Origin of the sequence: Nonomuraea rubra (assembly GCF_014207985.1) — a bacterium.
Taxonomy (GTDB): Bacteria; Actinomycetota; Actinomycetes; order Streptosporangiales; family Streptosporangiaceae; genus Nonomuraea; species Nonomuraea rubra.
This window is the reverse complement of record NZ_JACHMI010000001.1, coordinates 4,097,531-4,115,861: the sequence shown is the minus strand read 5'-3', so window position 1 is coordinate 4,115,861 and position 18,331 is coordinate 4,097,531. Positions and strand designations below refer to the sequence as shown.

14 protein-coding genes are annotated in these 18,331 nt (G+C 72.0%); 8 read left to right on the top strand and 6 right to left on the bottom strand.

Translation table 11 applies throughout. The features are described 5' to 3' along the window. Nucleotides 1–10 precede the first annotated feature (10 nt). Nucleotides 11–718 carry a SanA/YdcF family protein gene (locus HD593_RS18800; RefSeq protein ID WP_246546632.1) on the top strand — a complete coding sequence of 236 codons (708 nt, stop codon included), beginning with the start codon at nt 11–13 and terminating at the stop codon, nt 716–718. Here the strand turns inward: HD593_RS18800 and HD593_RS18795 are convergent. Together HD593_RS18795 and HD593_RS18790 are read right to left on the bottom strand one after the other, a co-directional pair. Then, complete coding sequence (locus HD593_RS18795; RefSeq protein WP_185103379.1) at nt 694–1,884, bottom strand: PrsW family intramembrane metalloprotease; 1,191 nt, start codon at nt 1,882–1,884, stop codon at nt 694–696. The genes HD593_RS18800 and HD593_RS18795 overlap by 25 nt on opposite strands. Before the next feature lie 83 nt (nt 1,885–1,967). Continuing rightward, on the bottom strand, nt 1,968–2,912 hold the full coding sequence (locus HD593_RS18790) for a heme o synthase (RefSeq protein WP_185103378.1): 945 nt from the start codon (nt 2,910–2,912) through the stop codon (nt 1,968–1,970). 377 nt (nt 2,913–3,289) lie between these two features. On the opposite strand from HD593_RS18790, the gene tkt reads away from it, so the two are divergent. From tkt to pgl, 6 genes are all read left to right on the top strand, one after another. Then, complete coding sequence (gene tkt, locus HD593_RS18785; RefSeq protein ID WP_246548004.1) at nt 3,290–5,320, top strand: transketolase; 2,031 nt, start codon at nt 3,290–3,292, stop codon at nt 5,318–5,320. 5 nt (nt 5,321–5,325) lie between these two features. Then, the gene (gene tal, locus HD593_RS18780) at nt 5,326–6,417 is read left to right on the top strand and encodes a transaldolase (protein WP_185103376.1); all 1,092 of its coding nucleotides are present in this window, start codon (nt 5,326–5,328) and stop codon (nt 6,415–6,417) included. After that, nucleotides 6,417–8,018: a glucose-6-phosphate isomerase gene (locus HD593_RS18775; RefSeq protein WP_185111953.1), complete on the top strand. Its 1,602-nt coding sequence runs from the start codon at nt 6,417–6,419 to the stop codon at nt 8,016–8,018. The genes tal and HD593_RS18775 overlap by 1 nt, the downstream gene beginning before the upstream one ends. Nucleotide 8,019: 1 nt before the next feature. After that, nucleotides 8,020–9,621 (top strand): glucose-6-phosphate dehydrogenase, encoded by a 1,602-nt coding sequence (gene zwf / locus HD593_RS18770; RefSeq protein ID WP_185103375.1) that lies wholly within the window; start codon nt 8,020–8,022, stop codon nt 9,619–9,621. A gap of 64 nt (nt 9,622–9,685) precedes the next feature. Further along, complete coding sequence (locus tag HD593_RS18765) at nt 9,686–10,600, top strand: glucose-6-phosphate dehydrogenase assembly protein OpcA (protein ID WP_185103374.1); 915 nt, start codon at nt 9,686–9,688, stop codon at nt 10,598–10,600. Nucleotides 10,601–10,623: 23 nt separating this feature from the next. Beyond that, nucleotides 10,624–11,397: a 6-phosphogluconolactonase gene (gene pgl / locus HD593_RS18760; protein ID WP_185103373.1), complete on the top strand. Its 774-nt coding sequence runs from the start codon at nt 10,624–10,626 to the stop codon at nt 11,395–11,397. 65 nt (nt 11,398–11,462) lie between these two features. Here the strand turns inward: pgl and add are convergent, their stop codons facing one another. After that, nucleotides 11,463–12,482, bottom strand: coding sequence for an adenosine deaminase (gene add, locus HD593_RS18755; protein ID WP_185103372.1), 1,020 nt, complete (start codon nt 12,480–12,482; stop codon nt 11,463–11,465). 98 nt (nt 12,483–12,580) lie between these two features. Here add and HD593_RS18750 point away from each other — a divergent pair, with 98 nt between their 5' ends. Continuing rightward, on the top strand, nt 12,581–13,327 hold the full coding sequence (locus HD593_RS18750; protein ID WP_185103371.1) for a class I SAM-dependent methyltransferase: 747 nt from the start codon (nt 12,581–12,583) through the stop codon (nt 13,325–13,327). A gap of 94 nt (nt 13,328–13,421) precedes the next feature. Here the strand turns inward: HD593_RS18750 and HD593_RS18745 are convergent, their stop codons facing one another. From HD593_RS18745 to HD593_RS18735, 3 genes are read right to left on the bottom strand one after another with little or no spacing between them, the layout of a single operon-like run. Continuing rightward, on the bottom strand, nt 13,422–14,291 hold the full coding sequence (locus tag HD593_RS18745) for an oxidoreductase (RefSeq protein WP_185103370.1): 870 nt from the start codon (nt 14,289–14,291) through the stop codon (nt 13,422–13,424). Between the two features lie 40 nt (nt 14,292–14,331). Then, complete coding sequence (locus tag HD593_RS18740; protein WP_185103369.1) at nt 14,332–15,810, bottom strand: glycosyltransferase; 1,479 nt, start codon at nt 15,808–15,810, stop codon at nt 14,332–14,334. Further along, on the bottom strand, nt 15,810–18,041 hold the full coding sequence (locus HD593_RS18735; RefSeq protein WP_185103368.1) for a glycosyltransferase family 39 protein: 2,232 nt from the start codon (nt 18,039–18,041) through the stop codon (nt 15,810–15,812). Before HD593_RS18735 ends, HD593_RS18740 begins: the two co-directional genes overlap by 1 nt. Nucleotides 18,042–18,331 lie beyond the last annotated feature (290 nt).

The window sequence follows — 18,331 nt, the reverse complement described above, 5'->3', positions numbered from 1 at the left end:
GAGGTGTGCTTTGCGGGGAAAAGTCCGCCTCTCTCGGAAGGGGCTGCGCCGTACGTACCAGGGGCTGGTGCTGGCCAGCGTGCTCGCGCTGGCGCCCATGACGTGGGCCTGGCTCGGCAGCTCGGGCCACCGGGCGACGGCCGAGGACGAGGGCTGGGTCCGGCAGGTGCCCGAGGCGCAGGCCGCGCTGGTGCTCGGCGCCGGCCTGTACGCCGGGCGGCCCTCCCCCATGCTGGCCCGCAGGCTCGACATCGCCGCCGAGCTGTACCTGTCGGGCAAGGTCAAGGCGCTGCTGCTGTCGGGCGACAACAGCCGCAAGGAGTACGACGAGCCCACCGCCATGCGCGACTACCTGCGCGCCAAGGGTGTGCCCGACGCGGTGATGGTGCTGGACTACGCCGGGTTCGACACGTGGGACTCGTGCGTGCGGGCGCGCAAGGTCTTCGGGGCCGAACGGGTCACGGTGGTGACCCAGGAGTTCCACATCCCCAGAGCCGTGACGTTGTGCAGGACGGCGGGGCTGGAGGCGTTCGGGGCGGGTGACGACTCGGCCAGGCGCTGGGCCGCGACCACGTACGCCTCCGCCGCCCGCGAGCTGTTCGCCACCGCCAAGGCGTTCGCCGACGCCCTGATCCTGCACTCCGACCCGGTGTACCCGGGCCCGCGCGAGGTCTCCCTGACCCGCATCCTGTCTCAGCCGGGCGCGCCGGGCGCGTAGCCGGGCGGCGGCGACCCCCTGGCCACCGAGCGGGCGTGCATCTCCGGCACGGGGAAGTCGGCGCGGGCGGTGCTCATGCACTCCAGCAGCGCCCGCTGCTCCTCGTGGAAGGTGTGCTCGTCGACCATGTGGCGGGCCGCCCGCTCGTGCAGCAGGCCCAGCTCCGTGGCGGCGAGCTGGTAGTCGCGCATCGCCCGCAGCCCCGGCTTGCCGCCGTGGGCGCGGGCCCACTGCCGGGCCTGGCGGCGCCGGGAGAAGGCCGAGAGCATGTAGATGTCGGCCTGGGTGACCAGCTTGGTCGGCTCGTACGCCGGCAGGTACCGCTGGATGAGCGCCACGATGCGCCGCCGGTCCCTGAACACCACGCCGATCAGCACCACCAGCACGACCAGCAGCGTCAGGTAGGCCACCACGAGCCCGGGGAACCCGCCGTAGGAGGCCAGGCCGTTCCACAGGCCGTGCAGGATCATCGCCGCCGTCCAGCCCGCCAGCACGTACGTGGTGCGCTCCGGCCCCCTGCGCTGGGCCGCGTACGCCACGGCGACCCCGATCATGGAGCTGAACAGCGGATGCGCCAGCGGCGACAGCACGCCGCGCAGCACCACCGTGACGGCCAGCCCCTTGACGCCCGAGCTGGACAGCGCGCCGAGGTAGTAGCTGACGTTCTCGCTCATGGCGAAGCCGAGGCCGACCATGCTGGCGTAGATGATGCCGTCGGTCGGCCCGTCGAGCTCGGCCCTGCGGAACCTGAGCAGCCCCAGCAGCACCAGGCCCTTCATCGTCTCCTCCACCACCGGCGCGCCGAACGTGGCCGCGAGGTTGCGCGCGCTGGCCTCCGACAGCTTGGCGGTGTCGATGATGTAGTGCAGGTTGAGCGAGTTGATCACACCGGCCACGAGCACGGCGATGCCCGCGCCCCACGCGAAGGCGAAGATCAGGTTGCTGCGCGGCTCCGGCTCCATCCGGTCCAGTGCCAGCACGGCCGCCAGCAGCAGCGGCACGGGCGCCAGCGCGAGCATGAGCGCGATGAAGAACTGCACCGGCGCGCCGTTGAACACGTCGAAGGAGAACGAGACCAGGGCGCAGATGCCGGTGAGGACCAGCCCGATGATCAACGCGAATGACGGGCGGTCCTTCAACACCCAGCGTGGATCACGGGTCGCCATAGGGTGACTTTAACGGATCAGGGTGCCGGGGTCCGTGCCGGTCCGGGCGCTGCCAGCCACTCGTCACCGTCCGGACACGGCACTCAGGCGAGCAGCGGGTCGATCGCCACGGCGAGGAACAGCAGGGCCAGGTAGGCGTTCGACCAGTGGAAGAAGCGCATGGGCCGCAGGTCGACCCCGCTCTTGCCGGCGTTGAGCCTGGCCAGCAGGCGGTGCGCCTCCACCAGGCACATCACGCCCAGCACCGCGGCCACGATCGGGTAGAACAGCGTGGTGCCCGCCACCGGCCACAGCGCCAGCGAGCACAGCACGGTGGCCCAGGTGTAGACGATGGACTCCACGATGACCCGGCGTTCGGTGGCCACCACGGGCAGCATCGGCACCTTGGCCGCCGCGTAGTCCTCCTTGTACCGCATGGCCAGCGTCCAGGTGTGCGGCGGCGTCCAGAAGAACACGACGCCGAACAGCACCAGCGGCGCCCAGTCGAGCCGCTCGGTGATGCCCGCCCAGCCGATCATCACCGGCATGCAGCCCGCGATGCCGCCCCACACGATGTTCTGGGCCGTGCGCCGCTTGAGGATCAGCGAGTAGACCAGCACGTAGAACAGGATCGCGCCGAGCGACAACATCGCGGCCAGCCAGTTGGTGGCCACCCACAGGCCGGCCGTGGAGATGACGCCCAGCACCAGGCCGAAGACCAGCGCGGCGCGCGGCGACACCTGGTGCCTGGCCAGCGGCCTGCGGCGGGTGCGGCGCATCTTCTGGTCGATGTCGCGGTCGATGTAGCAGTTGAGCGCGTTGGCGCTGCCCGCCGATAGGGTGCCGAACACCATGACCCAGATCGACTCCCACAGCGGCGGCAGGCCGCCCGCTGCGAGGAACATCACCGGCAGTGTCGTGATCAGCAGCAGCTCGATGACCCGCGGCTTGGTGAGCGCGATGTAGGCCTTGACGATCATGCCGATCGAGCGCGGCGGCTCCACCTGCCGTGATGGGGCCGTCGCCTGCCTGTTGGTCAGCACCGTCAAGGCGCTTCCAGCCTGTCGGAAGTCAACGCGTAACCTCTGATAAGAGCGGATCCATGGGCGGGCGCCGGTGACGCCCCTGCGAACAAACAAACTGTAGTCGCAGGGTCGGCCGGTCCGGCCAATGGGGGGCTTGCGCCGTACATGGACACGCGAGGGTGGAATGGGAATCGATCACCAGCCCCACTCGGTTATGGTCCGGTGTAGGCGCGGGCGCGCAAGCTGCGGCAGGGCGCCGCGGCGTGGCCGACCTGGGCGGGACAGCCACATCCAATGACAACTAGATTCCGGAGATCGAGCACTTGAGCACCGAACTCGTGCCAGCCCTCGAATGGACCGACCTGGACAAGCAGGCGGTCGACGTCGTTCGAGCCCTGGCGATGGACGCAGTGGAGAAGGCGGGCTCGGGTCACCCCGGCACCGCCATGAGCCTGGCCCCCGCCGCATACCTGCTCTTCCAGCGTGTGCTGCGCCACGACCCGACCGACCCGGGCTGGCTCGGGCGCGACCGTTTCGTGCTGTCGTGCGGGCACAGCAGCCTGACGCTCTACATCCAGCTCTACCTGTCCGGCTACGGCCTGACGCTGGACGACCTCAGGCGCCTGCGCCAGTGGGACAGCCTCACCCCCGGCCACCCCGAGCACGGCCACACCGCGGGCGTCGAGACCACGACGGGCCCGCTGGGCCAGGGCATCGCCAACGCGGTCGGCATGGCCATGGCGGCCCGCCGCGAGCGCGGCCTGTTCGACCCCGAGGCGGAGCCGGGCACCTCGCCGTTCGACCACAACATCTGGTGCATCGTCAGCGACGGCGACATCGAGGAGGGCATCAGCCACGAGGCCAGCTCCCTGGCCGGCCACCAGAAGCTGGGCAACCTCGTCGTCCTCTACGACGACAACCACATCTCCATCGAGGACGACACGCAGATCGCCCTCTCCGAGGACGTGGTCAAGCGCTACGAGGCCTACGGCTGGCACACCCAGAGCGTCGACTGGACCGAGTCCGGCGAGTACGTCGAGGACGTCCAGGCCCTCTACGACGCCCTGCTGGCGGCCAAGGCGGAGACCGACCGGCCTTCGTTCATCCGGCTGCGCACGATCATCGGCTACCCCGCGCCGAACAAGCAGAACACCGGCAAGATCCACGGCTCCGCCCTGGGCGAGGCCGAGGTCGCCGCCACCAAGGAAGTGCTGGGCATGGACCCGGCCAAGACCTTCGACGTGCCGGCCGCGGTGCTGGAGCACGTCCGCGGCGTCGCCCAGCGCGGCCGCGCCGACCACGCGGAGTGGGAGAAGTCCTACGCCGAGTGGCGGCTGGCCAACGAGGAGCGCGCCGCCGAGCTCGACCGGATCTCCCGGCGCGAGCTGCCGGCCGGCTGGGCCACCGCGCTGCCGTCGTTCGAGCAGGGCGCCTCGATGGCCACCCGCAAGGCGTCCGGCGAGGTGCTGAACGCGCTGGCGCCGGTGCTGCCCGAGCTGTGGGGCGGCTCGGCCGACCTGGCCGAGTCCAACCTCACCACGATGAAGGGCGAGCCGTCCTTCATCCCCGAGGAGTTCCAGACCAAGGACTTCAAGGGCAACCGCTACGGCCGCACGCTGCACTTCGGCATCCGCGAGCACGCCATGGGCGCCATCCTGAACGGCATCGCGCTGCACGGCGGCACCCGCCCGTACGGCGGCACGTTCCTGGTCTTCTCCGACTACATGCGCCCGGCGGTACGCCTGGCCGCGCTGATGAAGCTGCCGGTCACGTACGTGTGGACGCACGACTCCATCGGCCTCGGCGAGGACGGCCCCACCCACCAGCCGATCGAGCACCTGTGGGCGCTGCGCGCGATCCCCGGCCTCGACGTGGTGCGCCCGGCCGACGCCAACGAGACGGCGTACGCGTGGAAGGCCGTGCTGGAGCACACCGACCGCCCCGCCGCCCTGGCGCTGACCAGGCAGAACCTGCCGGTCGTGGCGGGCACCAGCGCCGAGGGCGTGGCCCGCGGCGGCTACGTGCTGCGCGAGGCGTCCGACGGCCAGCCGAGGGTCATCGTCATCGCCACGGGCAGCGAGGTCGAGATCGCGCTGAACGGCCGGGAGCTGCTGGAGTCGCAGGGCATCCCCACGCGGGTGGTCTCGATGCCGTGTGTCGAGTGGTTCAACGGGCAGGACATCGCATATAAGCAGACGGTTCTGCCCTCGTCGATCCGGGCTCGGGTGGCGGTCGAGGCGGGCATCGCGCTCGGCTGGCACGAGTTCGTCGGCGAGTGCGGCGAGGTGGTCAGCCTCGAACACTTCGGTGCTTCCGCGCCGTACAAGACTCTGTACGAGCAGTTCGGGCTGACGGCTGATCGCGTGGCGGCGGCGGCCAGGGCGAGCCTGGCCAAGCTGGGTCAGGACAAGGGCGAGACGACGGGAAACTGAGAACGATGAGCGAGATCCTCAACAAGCTGTCCGGCCAGGGCGTTGCCATCTGGCTCGACGACATCAGCCGTGAGCGCCTGCGCACCGGCAACCTCGAGCAGCTGATCCGCGACAAGAACGTGGTCGGGGTGACCTCCAACCCGACGATCTTCGCCAACGCGCTCAGCAAGGGCGACGCGTACAACGCCCAGCTCCACGACCTGGCCGTGCGCGGCGTCGAGGTGGGCGAGGCCGTACGCGCCATCACCACCTACGACATCCGCTGGGCCGCCGACGTGCTGCGCCCGGTCTACGACGCCACCGGCGGCGTGGACGGCCGCGTGTCGCTGGAGGTCGACCCGCGCCTGGCCCGCGAGAGCGAGAAGACGATCGCCGAGGCCCGCGCGCTGTGGTGGCTGGTCGACCGGCCGAACCTCATGATCAAGATCCCGGCCACGGTCGAGGGCCTGCCCGCGATCACGCAGGCGCTGTCCGAGGGCATCAGCATCAACGTCACGCTGATCTTCTCCCTCGAGCGGTACCGCGCGGTCATGGACGCCTGGCTCGCCGGCCTGGAGGCCGCGCAGGCCAAGGGCCTGAACCTGGCCTCGATCGAGTCGGTGGCCTCGTTCTTCGTCAGCCGCGTCGACACCGAGATCGACAAGCGCCTGGACAAGCTCGGCAAGCCGGAGCTGAAGGGCAAGGCGGGCATCGCCAACGCGCGCCTGGCGTACGCGGCGTTCGAGGAGGTCATGAACTCCGAGCGGTGGCAGCGCCTGCGCGCCGCCGGCGCCCGCCCGCAGCGCCCGCTGTGGGCCTCGACCGGCGTCAAGAACCCCGAGTACTCCGACACCATGTACGTCGACCAGCTCGTCGCCCCCGGCACCGTCAACACGATGCCGGAGAAGACGCTCGACGCCACGGCCGACCACGCCAACATCACCGGCGACACCGTCCGCCCGTTCTACGAGCAGGCCTGGAACACCATGGCCGCGCTCAAGGACGCCGGCGTCGACTACGACGACGTGGTGAAGGTCCTGGAGGACGAGGGCGTGGAGAAGTTCGAGGCGTCCTGGAACGAGCTGCTCGAGAGCGTCACCAAGAACCTGGTTCCGTGATGGAGGTGTCCTACCGCGAGGAGGGGGTGGCCTCGGCCGCCTCCTCCGTCGCGGGGCGCCTCGTCGCCGACGGCGTGCCCGCGCGGCTCGCCGGCGGCGACCCCACGCTGTGGGGTGAGGACGCCGACGCGGAGGCGGCGGCCGGCCGGCCGGCCCCGCCCCGCTCCTCCCGCGAGCTGCTGCCCGTCCTGGGCGAGCTCGCGGAGAGGGCCCGCGCCGCGGGCCTGACGAACGTGGTCCTGGCCGGGACGGGCGGCTCGGCGCTGGCGGCGGAGGTCATCTGCGCCACCGGTGACGTGCCGCTCACCGTGCTCGACACGACCGACCCCGGCCAGGTACGCCGCGCGCTGGCCGACGGCCTGGAGTCCACGGTCGTGGTCGTGACCGGCGGCGGCGGCCAGGCCGTGGAGGCCGACAGCCAGCTCCGGATCTTCGAGCGGCTCTTCGCGGACGCGGGGCTGGACCCCGCGGGCCGCATCGTGGTCGTCGCCGATCCCGGCTCGCCGCCGGCGCGGCGGGCCGCCGCCGGCGGCTTCCACCTGGTGCCCGCCGGCGCGGGCGGCCCCCACTCGGTGCTGTCGGCGCCCGCGCTGGTGCCCGCCGCGCTGGCGGGGGCCGACGTGGCGCGGCTGCTGGACGAGGCCGAGGAGGTCCTGCCGCTGCTGTCGCTCGACAGCGGCAATCCCGGGCTCGACCTGGGGGCGGCGCTCGGCGGCGCGGCGCTGGCCGGGCGCGACAAGCTGGTCATGGAGGACCAGCTCTCGTCCATCTTCGGGCTGCCCGACTGGATCGAGCAGCTCATCGCCGAGTCCACCGGCAAGCAGGGCAGGGGCATCCTGCCGGTCGTCGGCGCCGACCCCAACAGGTCGGGCGACGAGCTGGTCGTGGCGATCGAGTCCGACGTCGGCGACGTGCGCGTGGACGGGCCGCTGGGCGCGCAGTTCGTGGTCTGGGAGTACGCGACCGCCGTCGCCGCGCTGCTGCTGGAGGTCGATCCGTGCGACCGGCCCAACGTGGCCGAGCCGGAGGAGAACACCGCCGCCCTGCTGGCCCTGCCCGACCTGCCGGCCGGCGCGCCCGCGTTCGTGGACGGCCCGGTCGAGGTGTACGGGTCGGCGACGGCCAAGGACCTGCCGGGGCTGTTCGCCGAGCTGCTGCACGCGATCCCCGGCGACGGCTACCTGGCGATCATGGCTTACCTGGACCGGCTGGCCGCCTTCGACGCGCCGGTGCCCGACGGGGCCGACTTCGAGCAGATGACCGACGCGTGGATGATGGCCGACCCGCAGACGTTGCGGACGCTGCTCGCGCTGCGTACCGACCGGCCGGTGACGTTCGGGTGGGGGCCGCGGTTCCTGCACTCCACCGGGCAGTATCACAAGGGCGGGCCGCAGAACGGGGTGTTCGTGCAGATCACGGGGGTGGTGACCGAGGACGTCGCCGTGCCCGGAAGGCCGTACAGCCTGGGCCGGCTGCAGCTCGCCCAGGCGCTGGGGGACCTCGGGGCGCTGGAGACCCGGGGGCGCCCTGCCGTACGCCTGCATTTGACCGACCGCGCGGCGGGTGTCGCGCGTTTGCTCGAGGCCGCACAGGAGGCTTGAGATGACAGACCCGGCAGCACCCGCGGAGGAGGCCGCCACCGTGGCGGCGGCCGTCGCGGGCATCGCCACGACCGAGGCGGTGGCGGCCGCCAACCCGCTGCGCGACCCGCGCGACAAGCGGCTGCCCCGGGTGGCTGGACCATGTGTGATGGTGTTGTTCGGCGTGACGGGTGACCTGGCCAAGCGCAAGCTGCTACCGGCGATTTACGACCTGGGGAACCGGGGGCTGCTGCCGCCGGGCTTCTCGCTGGTCGGGTTCGCCCGGCGCGATTGGAAGGACCAGGATTTCGCCCAGTTGACGCACGACGCCGTCAAGGCGCATGCCCGGACCCCCTTCCGCGAGGAGGTCTGGAAGCAGATCCGCGAGGGCATCCATTTCGTTCCCGGCGAGTTCTCCGACGACGGGGCGTTCGACGCGCTGGCCATGGCGTTGGCTGAGATCGACGAGACCCGCGGCACGGGCGGAAACTACGCTTTCTACCTGTCGGTGCCGCCGAAGTTCTTCCCCGTGGTGGTGGAGCAGCTCAAGCGCACCGGGCTGTCCGACGCGCCGGACGGCTCGTGGCGGCGCGTGGTCATCGAGAAGCCGTTCGGGCACGACCTGCAGTCGGCCCACGAGCTGAACGAGATCACCACCTCGGCCTTCCCGGAGAGCTCGATCTTCAGGATCGACCACTACCTGGGCAAGGAGACCGTCCAGAACATCATGGCGCTGAGGTTCGCCAACAACCTCTACGAGCCGATCTGGAACCGCAGCTTCGTCGACCACGTGCAGATCACGATGGCCGAGGACATCGGCATCGGCGGCCGTGCCGGCTACTACGACGGCATCGGCGCCGCCCGCGACGTCATCCAGAACCACCTGCTCCAGCTCCTCGCGCTCGTCGCGATGGAGGACCCGACCTCCTTCGAGGCCAACTCGCTGCGGCGGGAGAAGGAGAAGGTGCTCAAGGCCGTGCGGCTGCCCGCCAACCTGGGCCTGAACACCGCGCGCGGCCAGTACTCCGCGGGCTGGCAGGGCGGCGAGAAGGTCGTCGGCTACCTCCAGGAGGAGGGCATCTCGCAGCAGTCCACCACCGAGACCTACGCCGCCATCAAGCTGGAGATCGCCAACCGGCGCTGGGCCGGGGTGCCGTTCTACCTGCGCACCGGCAAGCGGCTGGGCCGGCGCGTCACCGAGGTGGCCGTGGTGTTCCAGCGGGCGCCGCACCTGCCGTTCAGCAAGGACGACACCGAGATCCTCGGCCAGAACGCCCTGGTGGTCCGGGTCCAGCCGGACGAGGGCATCACGGTGCGGTTCGGCTCCAAGGTGCCGGGGACGGCGATGGAGGTGCGCGACGTCTCCATGGACTTCGCCTACGGCGAGTCGTTCCTGGAGTCGTCGCCGGAGGCGTACGAGCGGCTGCTGCTCGACGTGATGATCGGCGATCCGCCGCTCTTCCCGCACCAGCGGGAGGTGGAGCTGTCGTGGAAGATCCTCGACCCGATCGAGGAGTTCTGGGCCACGCAGGGGCAGCCGGAGCCGTACGAGTCCGGTTCGTGGGGGCCCGAGTCGGCCGACGCGATGATGGCCCGCGACGGCCGCGTGTGGAGGAGGCTGTGAGAGAGCGCAGCGAACGAACGATGAGACACAGCATGACGGTCGCGAGGCCGACGGAGGAGGACTCGTGACGACCTTTATGCTCACGGACACGACGGCCGGGAAGATCGCCGCCCAGTTCACCCACCTGCGTCACCAGATGGGCGCGCCCGCCATCGGCATGGTGCTCACGCTCGTCGTGGTCAGCGAGGAGCGCCACCAGTACGACGCGCTCCGCGCCGCCACCGAGGCGGCCCGCGAGCACCCCTCGCGCATCATCGTGGTGATCAAGCGGGAGCCGGAGGAGGCCATCAGGCTCGACGCCGAGCTGCGCATCGGCGAGAACACGCCCGGCGAGGTCGTGGTGCTGCGCCTGTACGGCGAGCTGACCGACCACGCCGACTCCGTGGTCAGCCCGCTGCTGCTGCCCGACACGCCGGTCGTGGCGTGGTGGCCGGGCGCGGCCCCCGACGCGCCGTCCAAGGACGCGATCGGCGCGCTGGCGCAGCGGCGCATCACCGACGCCAAGGGCTTCGACGACGGCGGCGTCCAGTCGCTGGTCACCCGGGCCAAGGGGTACGCGCGCGGCGACACCGACCTGTCCTGGGCCCGGCTGACGCCGTGGCGCAGCCTGCTGGCCGCCGCGTTCGACCAGCCGGTGGGCAAGGTGCGCAAGGGCACCGTGGAGGCCTCCCCCGGCCACCCGAGCGCCCCGCTGCTGGCCGCCTGGCTGTCGGAGCGGCTCGGCGCCCCGATCAAGGTCGTCGACTCCTCCGGCCCCGGCCTGACCTCCGTACGCCTGCAGCTCGCCGAGGGCGAGCTCGCCGTCGTCAGGACCGACGCCCGGCTGGCCACGCTCTCCCGCCCCGGCCAGCCCGACAGGAACGTGGCCCTGGCCAGGCGGCAGACCTCCGAGCTGATGGCCGAGGAGCTGCGCAGGCTCGACACCGACGAGATCTACGAGGCCGCGGTCAAGCGGTTCGCGAGGACGTACAAGGGATGACGGCAGTTCAAGGGGAGACGACCATGAGCGTTCCCGGCATCGTCGTGCACCGCGACGCCGACGTCCTGGCCAAGGCCGTCGCCGCGCGGATCATCACCCGGCTGGTCGACGCGCAGTCGGCCAAGGGCTCGGCGTCGATCGTGCTGACGGGCGGCACCGTCGGCATCGCCACGCTGGCCGCCATCGCCGCCACCCCCGCCAGGGACGCCGTCGACTGGCGGCGCCTGGACATCTGGTGGGGCGACGAGCGGTTCGTCCCCGCCGGCGACAAGGAACGCAACGAGACCGGCGCCCGCGAGGCCCTGCTGGACCACGTGGACGTGGACCCCGCGCGGGTGCACGTCATGCGCGGCCCCGACTCGGGCATGACGGCCGAGGAGTCGGCCGACGCGTACGCCACCGAGCTGCGCCAGGCCGCCAGGCCCGAGGACCACGGGCCGGTGCCGAGCTTCGACGTGATGCTGCTCGGCATGGGCCCCGACTCCCACGTGGCCTCCCTCTTCCCGGGGATGCCCGCGCTCTACGACACCCGCCCGGTGGTGGCGGTGCACGGCTCCCCGAAGCCGCCGCCCACCCGCATCTCCCTCACGCTGCCCGCCATCCAGTCCTCCCGCGAGGTGTGGGTGGTGGCGGCCGGCGAGGAGAAGTCGGGCGCGGTCCGGCTCGCCCTGTCGGAGTCCGGGCCCGTCCAGGTGCCGGCGGCGGGGGCACGGGGGCGGGGGCGCACGTTGTTCCTGCTGGATCGCGCGGCGGCGAGCAAGATCCCGCCGGGGCTGGGGCGGCTGGCCTCTCCCTGACGGTGGAAGGCCGGCGGCGCACTCCGCTGCCGGCCATCCGGCACCCGGCACACCCCTGGCCGGCCTCAACCGGCGCCGACGAGCGCGTCGATCTCGGCCAGCAGCTCCTGCTTGCGCCCCTCCCCCAGGTACGACGCCCGCACCCCGTTCCGCGCGAGCTGCGCCAGCTCCTCCTTCCCGAACCCGAACACCCGGTGCGCCACCCGGTACTCCTCGGCCAGCGTCGTGGCGAACATGGGCGGGTCGTCGCTGTTCAGCGTCACGTACAGGCCCTCCTCCAGCATGCGAGGCAGCGGGTGGTCCTCGATGCGGGCGATCTGGCCGGTGCAGAGGTTGGAGGTGGGGCAGACGTCCAGGGGGAGCTGGGTGTCGCGGAGGTGGGACACCAGGCGGGGGTCCGAGAGGCAGTTGATGCCGTGGCCGATGCGTTCGGCGCCGTAGCCGTCGATGACCTCCCAGATGGTCTCCGGGCCGCTCATCTCGCCGCCGTGCGGGACGCTGTGGAGGCCGGCGGCGCGGGCGGCGGAGAAGGCCGAGCGGTAGGCGTCGCGGTATTTCGGACGTTCCTGTTCTATTCCGCCGATGCCGAAACCTACCAGGGCGGCGGGAGGTTCCTGGAGGGCGTGCTCCAGGGTGACCTTCGCGGCCTCCTCCCCGTACTCGCCGGGGATGTCGAAGATGTAGGCCAGCTCCACGCCGTGCTCGGCCAGTGAGCGGCGGGCGGCCAGGTCGAGGGCCTCGGTGACCTCGCGCATGGGCATGCCGACCAGGTGGTGGGCGTACGGCGTGACCTGGAGCTCCACGTAGCGGGCGCCTTGCGGGGCGAGATCGCGGGCCAGGCCGAGGACGAGGGTGGCGACGTCCTCCGGCTCACGTACGAGGGCGTTGATGGCGCGGTAGACGCGGGCGAAGTGCGGGAAGTCGACGAACCGGTAGAAGTCGCGCAGTTCTTCCTCCGTGGTGGGCACCGCGCTGCCCGGGTGGCGGCGCGACAGCTCCAGCACGGTCGGGACCGAGGCCGAGCCCACCAGGTGGACGTGCAGCTCGACCTTGGGCAGGGCGTCGATGAAGGCGTCGATGGTCATGCGGACGACCTTAGAGGTGATATTTCGCGAAAAAACAGGCTTTGGGGCGAAATCTCACGCGAGATTGTCAGGTTCAGCGGCTGGGCTAGGCTGGGCCGGTGACCAACGCCGAAGCGTACGATCGCGGCTTCGCCCACCTCAGCTCGCACACCGTCGGCCCGCTCCTGGCCTCGGCCCGCCAGAGCCGGGCCCCGCGCGTGCTCGACGTGGGCTGCGGCACCGGCGTGGTGACGGCGGCGGCGCTCGCGCTAGGCGCCGAGGTCACCGCCGTCGACTGCGATCCCGTCATGCTGCGGCTGATCGCCCGGCGGCACCCGTACGCGGCCATCCGCCAGGCCGCGCTGCCCGACCTGCCGTTCGGCGACGAGCAGTTCGACTGCGTGGCCGGCAACTTCGTGATCAACCACGTGCCCGACGCCGCCGCGTCGCTGCGGGAGCTGCGCCGCGTGCTGCGCCCGGCCGGCACGCTCGCCCTGACCTGGTGGAAGGCCGACGAGATGACGGCCACGAGTGTCTTCACCGAGGCCATCGCCGCGGCCCGGGTGCCGTACGATCCGCCGGCCCGGCCGTTCGCGGCCCATGCCACGCCGCCGTCGTTCACCGCCCTGCTGGAGGGGGCGGGGTTCAGGGAGGCGGCCGTGGAGGCGGTCAGGTGGCGTCACCAGGTGGATCTGGCGGCGTGGTGGACGGATGTGGTGGAGGCGGGCGGGCCGAGGTTCGGGATGATCGGCGGCCAGCCGCCGGAAATCGTGGAGCGGATCCGGGCCGAATACCTGCGGCTCGCGGCGCCGTACGCCGGGGAGGGGTTTCCGGTCTGCGCCTACCTGGCCAGGGCCACCCGATGAGCGCCGGTTCTCAGACACCCATGCGGTGACCACGGCCGCCGAGGCTTGCGGGCGCGCGGGGGTGCGGAAGCCGGCGGATCCGCCTGCACGCCCTTCAGCGGTCGGCGAACTCCTCGAACCGTACGCCCGTCAGCTCCACCGACACCTCCCACAGCCGCGCCGCGAGCTCCTCCGAGCGGGCCGCCTTCGAGGGCCGCAGCGGCCGGGCCCTGGGCCCGAAGTACTCGCCACCGCGCACGCCTGGCGCGGTCGCGGCGTACAGCGAGGGCACGGCGCCGGCCGCGGGCGGCTTCAGCAGCAGCCGCACGAGCGGCTGGAGCGGCCCCAGCTTCACGATGTTCGTGGCGGTCGAGCCGGGGTGGACCGCGGCGCTCGTCAGGTCCACGCCGGCGCGATCGGCCCGCCGCTGCAGCTCCAGCGCGAACAGCAGGTTGGCGAGCTTGGAGCGCGCGTACGCGGCCATGCGCCCGTAGCGGCGCTCCAGGCCCAGGTCGTCGAAGTCGATCCGGCCGGCGGTGTGCGCGTCGCTGGTCACGGTCACCACCCGCGCGCCGGGACGGGCGGCCAGCAGGGGCAGGAGCAGCCCGGTGAGCGCGAAATGTCCCAGGTGGTTGGTGCCGAGCTGCATCTCGAAGCCGTCTGCGGTCCGCTGCCGGGAGATCATGGCGATCCCCGCGTTGTTGACGAGCAGGTCCACCTCCGTCACACCGGCGGCGAACCGCCTGACGGAGGCGAGGTCGGCCAGGTCGAGCAGGCCGGGCTCGACCCGCGCGCCCGGCACCTCGCGGAGGATCCGCCGGACGGCCTCGGCGCCCTTGTCCGGGTCGCGTGCCGCCGCGATGACGCGGGCGCCGTGCCGGGCCAGCTCCAGCGCGGTGGGCAGGCCGATGCCGCTGTTGGCGCCGGTCACGACGGCGGTCCTGCCGGTCAGGTCGGGCATGGACGCGGGCGTCCACGTGGCCATCGGCACTCCTGGTGTACGAGACCGTTTCGTAGACCCTAGCTCACCGGAGCGCCGGCTGAAGATCCTCGTCGCCGTCCCCGGCAGGGCCGGCGCGCACCAGGCCGTGCTCGGTCAGCTCCCAGAAGTGGCGCCGGTCCGGCCTGGCGAGCTGCCACAGCGCCTTGTAGGCGGCCACGCTCATCAGCGCCCAGTAGAGCGGGATGGACAACATCGCCCGGACGGCCGGGAAGAGCCCGCGCTCCAGGCAGCCGGCCATCATGCAGTAGACCATCAGGAAGTTGCCGATCACCATGGCCGCGGCGCCGCAGTAGAGCGAGGCGGGCGGGAAGAGCGCCTGCACGTACCGGGTGCCGGTGCACAGGTAGAGCAGCGTCAGGCCCCAGAAGAACGGGTTCACCAGCGTGGTCAGCGTGGACAGGCCCATCGTGAGGTGGAAGGCGAGGGTCTGCTTGGTCCCCAGTTGCCGCCACAGGCGCACCGGGTGCCGGCTGTGCACGAGCCAGGTCTGCAAGTAGCCCTTGATCCAGCGGCTGCGCTGGCGGATCCAGTTGCCCAGGCGGCTGTTGGCCTCCTCCTCGGTGACCGAGACCATCATGCGCACGCCCCAGCCGCGGCGGGCGATGCGGATGCCCAGGTCGGCGTCCTCGGTGACGTTGTACGGGTCCCAGCCCCCCAGCGCGAGCAGCGCGTCGGCGCGGAAGTGGTTGGAGGTGCCGCCCAGCGGGATCGGCAGCCGGTAGCGGTCGAGCCCGCGCAGCATGAGGCTGAAGTGGGTGGCGTACTCGGCGGCGAAGCAGCGGGTCAGCCAGTTGGTCCACGGGTTCCAGTACTGCAGCTCGGCCTGGACGCAGACGACCCTGCCCGGCAGCGCCCGGAAGGCGAGCACGGCCTTGCGGAGCTGGTCGGGCTCCGGCCGGTCCTCGGCGTCGTAGACGACCACGAACTCGCCGCGCGCGCGGGCGAGCCCGAGGTTGCACGCCTTCGGCTTGGTCCGCGGCGTGGACGGCGGCACGAGCACGACCTCGAACGGCGCGCCCAGCTCCGGCAGCGCCGCGCGGGTCTCCTCGTCGTCCTCCTCGATCAGCAGCAGGATCTGCAGGGACTCGGCCGGGTAGTCGAGCCTCGCCAGGCGCTCCAGCAGGAACGGCAGCACCGCCGCCTCGCGGTGCAGCGGCACCAGCACGGTGTAGTCCGGCAGCGCCGCGCCGGACAGCCGGTGCAGCCCGGCCTCGTCCACGTCGATGACCGAGGCTCCCCACGCCCCCAGCACGACGACCGTCTTGAAGACGAGCAGGACCAGGTAGACCGCGGTGGCGAGCGCGATCGCGGCCTGGCACCACCACAGCGGCGACGGCCCCCACCCGAACGCCAGGTGCGCGAGCAGCGCGAAGGCGATCACGGCCGGTGCCGCGAGGGCGCAGACGGTCTGCCCGCGGCTGAGCAGGCGCCGGGCGCTCAGCTCCGCGTCGAGGACCCCGATGCCCGCGTGCCCGGTGCGCTCGCGATAGGGCGTGGTCATCACACTCGCCTCCGATAGATGTGCTGGACGGCGTCCCGGTAGACCAGCGTGTAGTCACGCGTCAGCGAGGGCCGGTCGCGCAGCGCGCGCCAGGTCCGGTCCTCCCTGCCCGGCGCGGTACGCGCGTAGATCCACCCGATGCCCCTGCCGGCCGGGTCCCGCAGCGCCCGGCCCCAAAGGCGGAAGCTGCCCTCGTAGACGATCCGCCCCAGCGGGACGCGGGAGCCGAAGGCGACGATCTCGTTGCCGTGGTTCTCCATGAGCACGAGCCCGCCGTCGTAGTGCTGCCGCCACCAGGTCACCGCCCGCGCGGCCGCGCGCTCGTCGCGGCCCGCGTGCCAGCTCATCGGCTCGGCGAGCGTCGCGGTGCCGGGCACCGCCACGACGGTGGCGACCAGCCCGCAGGCCAGCGCGGCGCGGCCCCAGCGGTCCCGTAGCGGGGCGATCGACACCAGGTAGCCGGCGAAGACCGCGGCGCCCAGCGCCATCACCAGGGCGAAGCGCACGTTGTAGAAGCTGCCGTGCACCTCGGGCACGTGGAGCGGGCGCTGTCCGAGGTACAGGGCGAGGACGAAGAACGGCGCGAAGACCAGCAGCGTGTACGGTGCGACGGCCTCCGGCCCGAGCCGGCGCCGCCAGGCGTACACCAGGGCGCCGGCCACGCCCGCCAGCGGCGTCAGCAGCCCGAGCACGTGCGCCATGGCGTGGGCGTAGGTGCTCGAGGCGACGCCCAGCGCGCCGAGGTTCGGGTCGCCGGGCGAGACCCACAGCGCCGGGTCGGCGTACTCGCCGGAGTGCCAGTACAGCCAGTCGCCGAAGATCAGCCGGCTCCAGGCCACCCAGCCGGCGATGCCGGCGAAGGCCGCCACCCCGAAGAAGATCAGGTGGGCCTCCAGCCGGGCGAGGTCGCGCCAGCGGCGGAAGGAGACGTACCCCACCACCACCGTCATGGCCACCGCCAGCACCCAGCCCTCGTAGCGGGTCAGCGTGGCCAGCAGCGTGGCCGCCGAGGCGATCGCGAGCTGCGTGTGCCGTCCGGTGCGGCACCATTCGGCCAGGTGGTGCACCGCCGCGGCGATGCACGCGAACAGCAGCAGCTCGGTCATCGGGGTGCTCTGCAGGTAGAGCACGTTGGGGTTGAGCGCGAGCAGCCCCGCCGCGGTGATCCCGGCCGCCCTGCGGCGCGCGCGATCGGTGCCCGCCATCCCGGCGGCGATCAGGTACGCGTACCGCACGGTCACCACGTACGAGACCATCGAGATCAGCGAGCCCGCAAGCCCCGAGTAGAACAGCGGGTCGTGCCAGACGACGGGCAGGGCCAGCAGGTGCGGCAGCGGCGGCCAGACGCCGCCGAGCTGGGCCAGCCCGGGGGTCGGGCTGTCGATGACCCGGCGGGCGATGAGCAGGTGCGAGCCGCTGTCGTTGTAGGCCAGCACGGAGCCCAGGTCCAGGTGGTACAGGCAGGCCAGGACGGACAGCACCACGCTCGCCGCCGTCACCAGGGCGAGCACCGGGTCCCGCGGCGTCCGCCAGGCGGGGCGGCGCATCCGGAGCCCTGCCCTGGCCCCAGAGACGGTGCGCGGCTCCGGAATCCGGCCCAGCCTGGACAGCGGGAGCTCGACGATCCGGACGTCCCCCCGCGCCGACGCCAGGGACGCGGGGCGCGCCGCCTCGCCGTGTTCCCACTCCTCCAGCAGCCACCGGTCGAGCAGCCGGTAGGAGCAGGCGCCGCCCCTGGAGCGGCCGCGGGGCAGCAGGCGGTCCCACGCGGCCCAGGTCAGCACGGTGGCGCGGCGCGCGCGTGACCGCTCGGGCGTCCCGACCACCGCGTCGGCCCGTTCCTCGCGCTGCACGCGCAGGAGCACGGGCAGGTCGGCGGCATGGATCCGGTCGCCGGGACCGACCAGCACGAGCCTGCGCATGTCGGTACGCTCCAGCGCGGCCAGCACGCCGGCCCGCTCGGCCTCCGCCGAATCCGGCTCGCCCTGGTGCGGCACGGTCAGGACGCGGTCGGGATAGCGCGAGGCCAGCACGTCCAGGGCGCCGGGGCAGCCGCCGGGCTCGCCGACGATGACGATCCGGTGTTCGAGTCCCGCCTCCGCCAGCGTCGCGAGCAGGGACTCGACCTCGTGTTCGAGGCATTCCGGCCGGGAGTGCGCGGGGAAGACCACGGCGACGCCGTCGTCCTTGCTCACCGGGTTCAGGCCGGGCGGATGCTCCTGGGACGGCATGCGAGATTCACCGCCTCGACGCCGCGCCGAAATCGGCACCCAGGCCGGCTGTCGCCCTGAATCGCGGAACGTGCGCACCTCTGCAAACCATGTCTCTCCAACGATGCGATTCAACGGGACGCCAGAATTGACGGGGTCAAGAGATTTGCCCGTACCGTCTAACCGACACCGATTATCACTGTTGTCGCAGCTCAGAGCCGCATCACTGCCCCTCAAAGCCTGGCAAAGACTCGTATTGTCCGCACACGTCGATAGATGTCCTCTTTATGCAGAATGGCGCGTCGATCGCG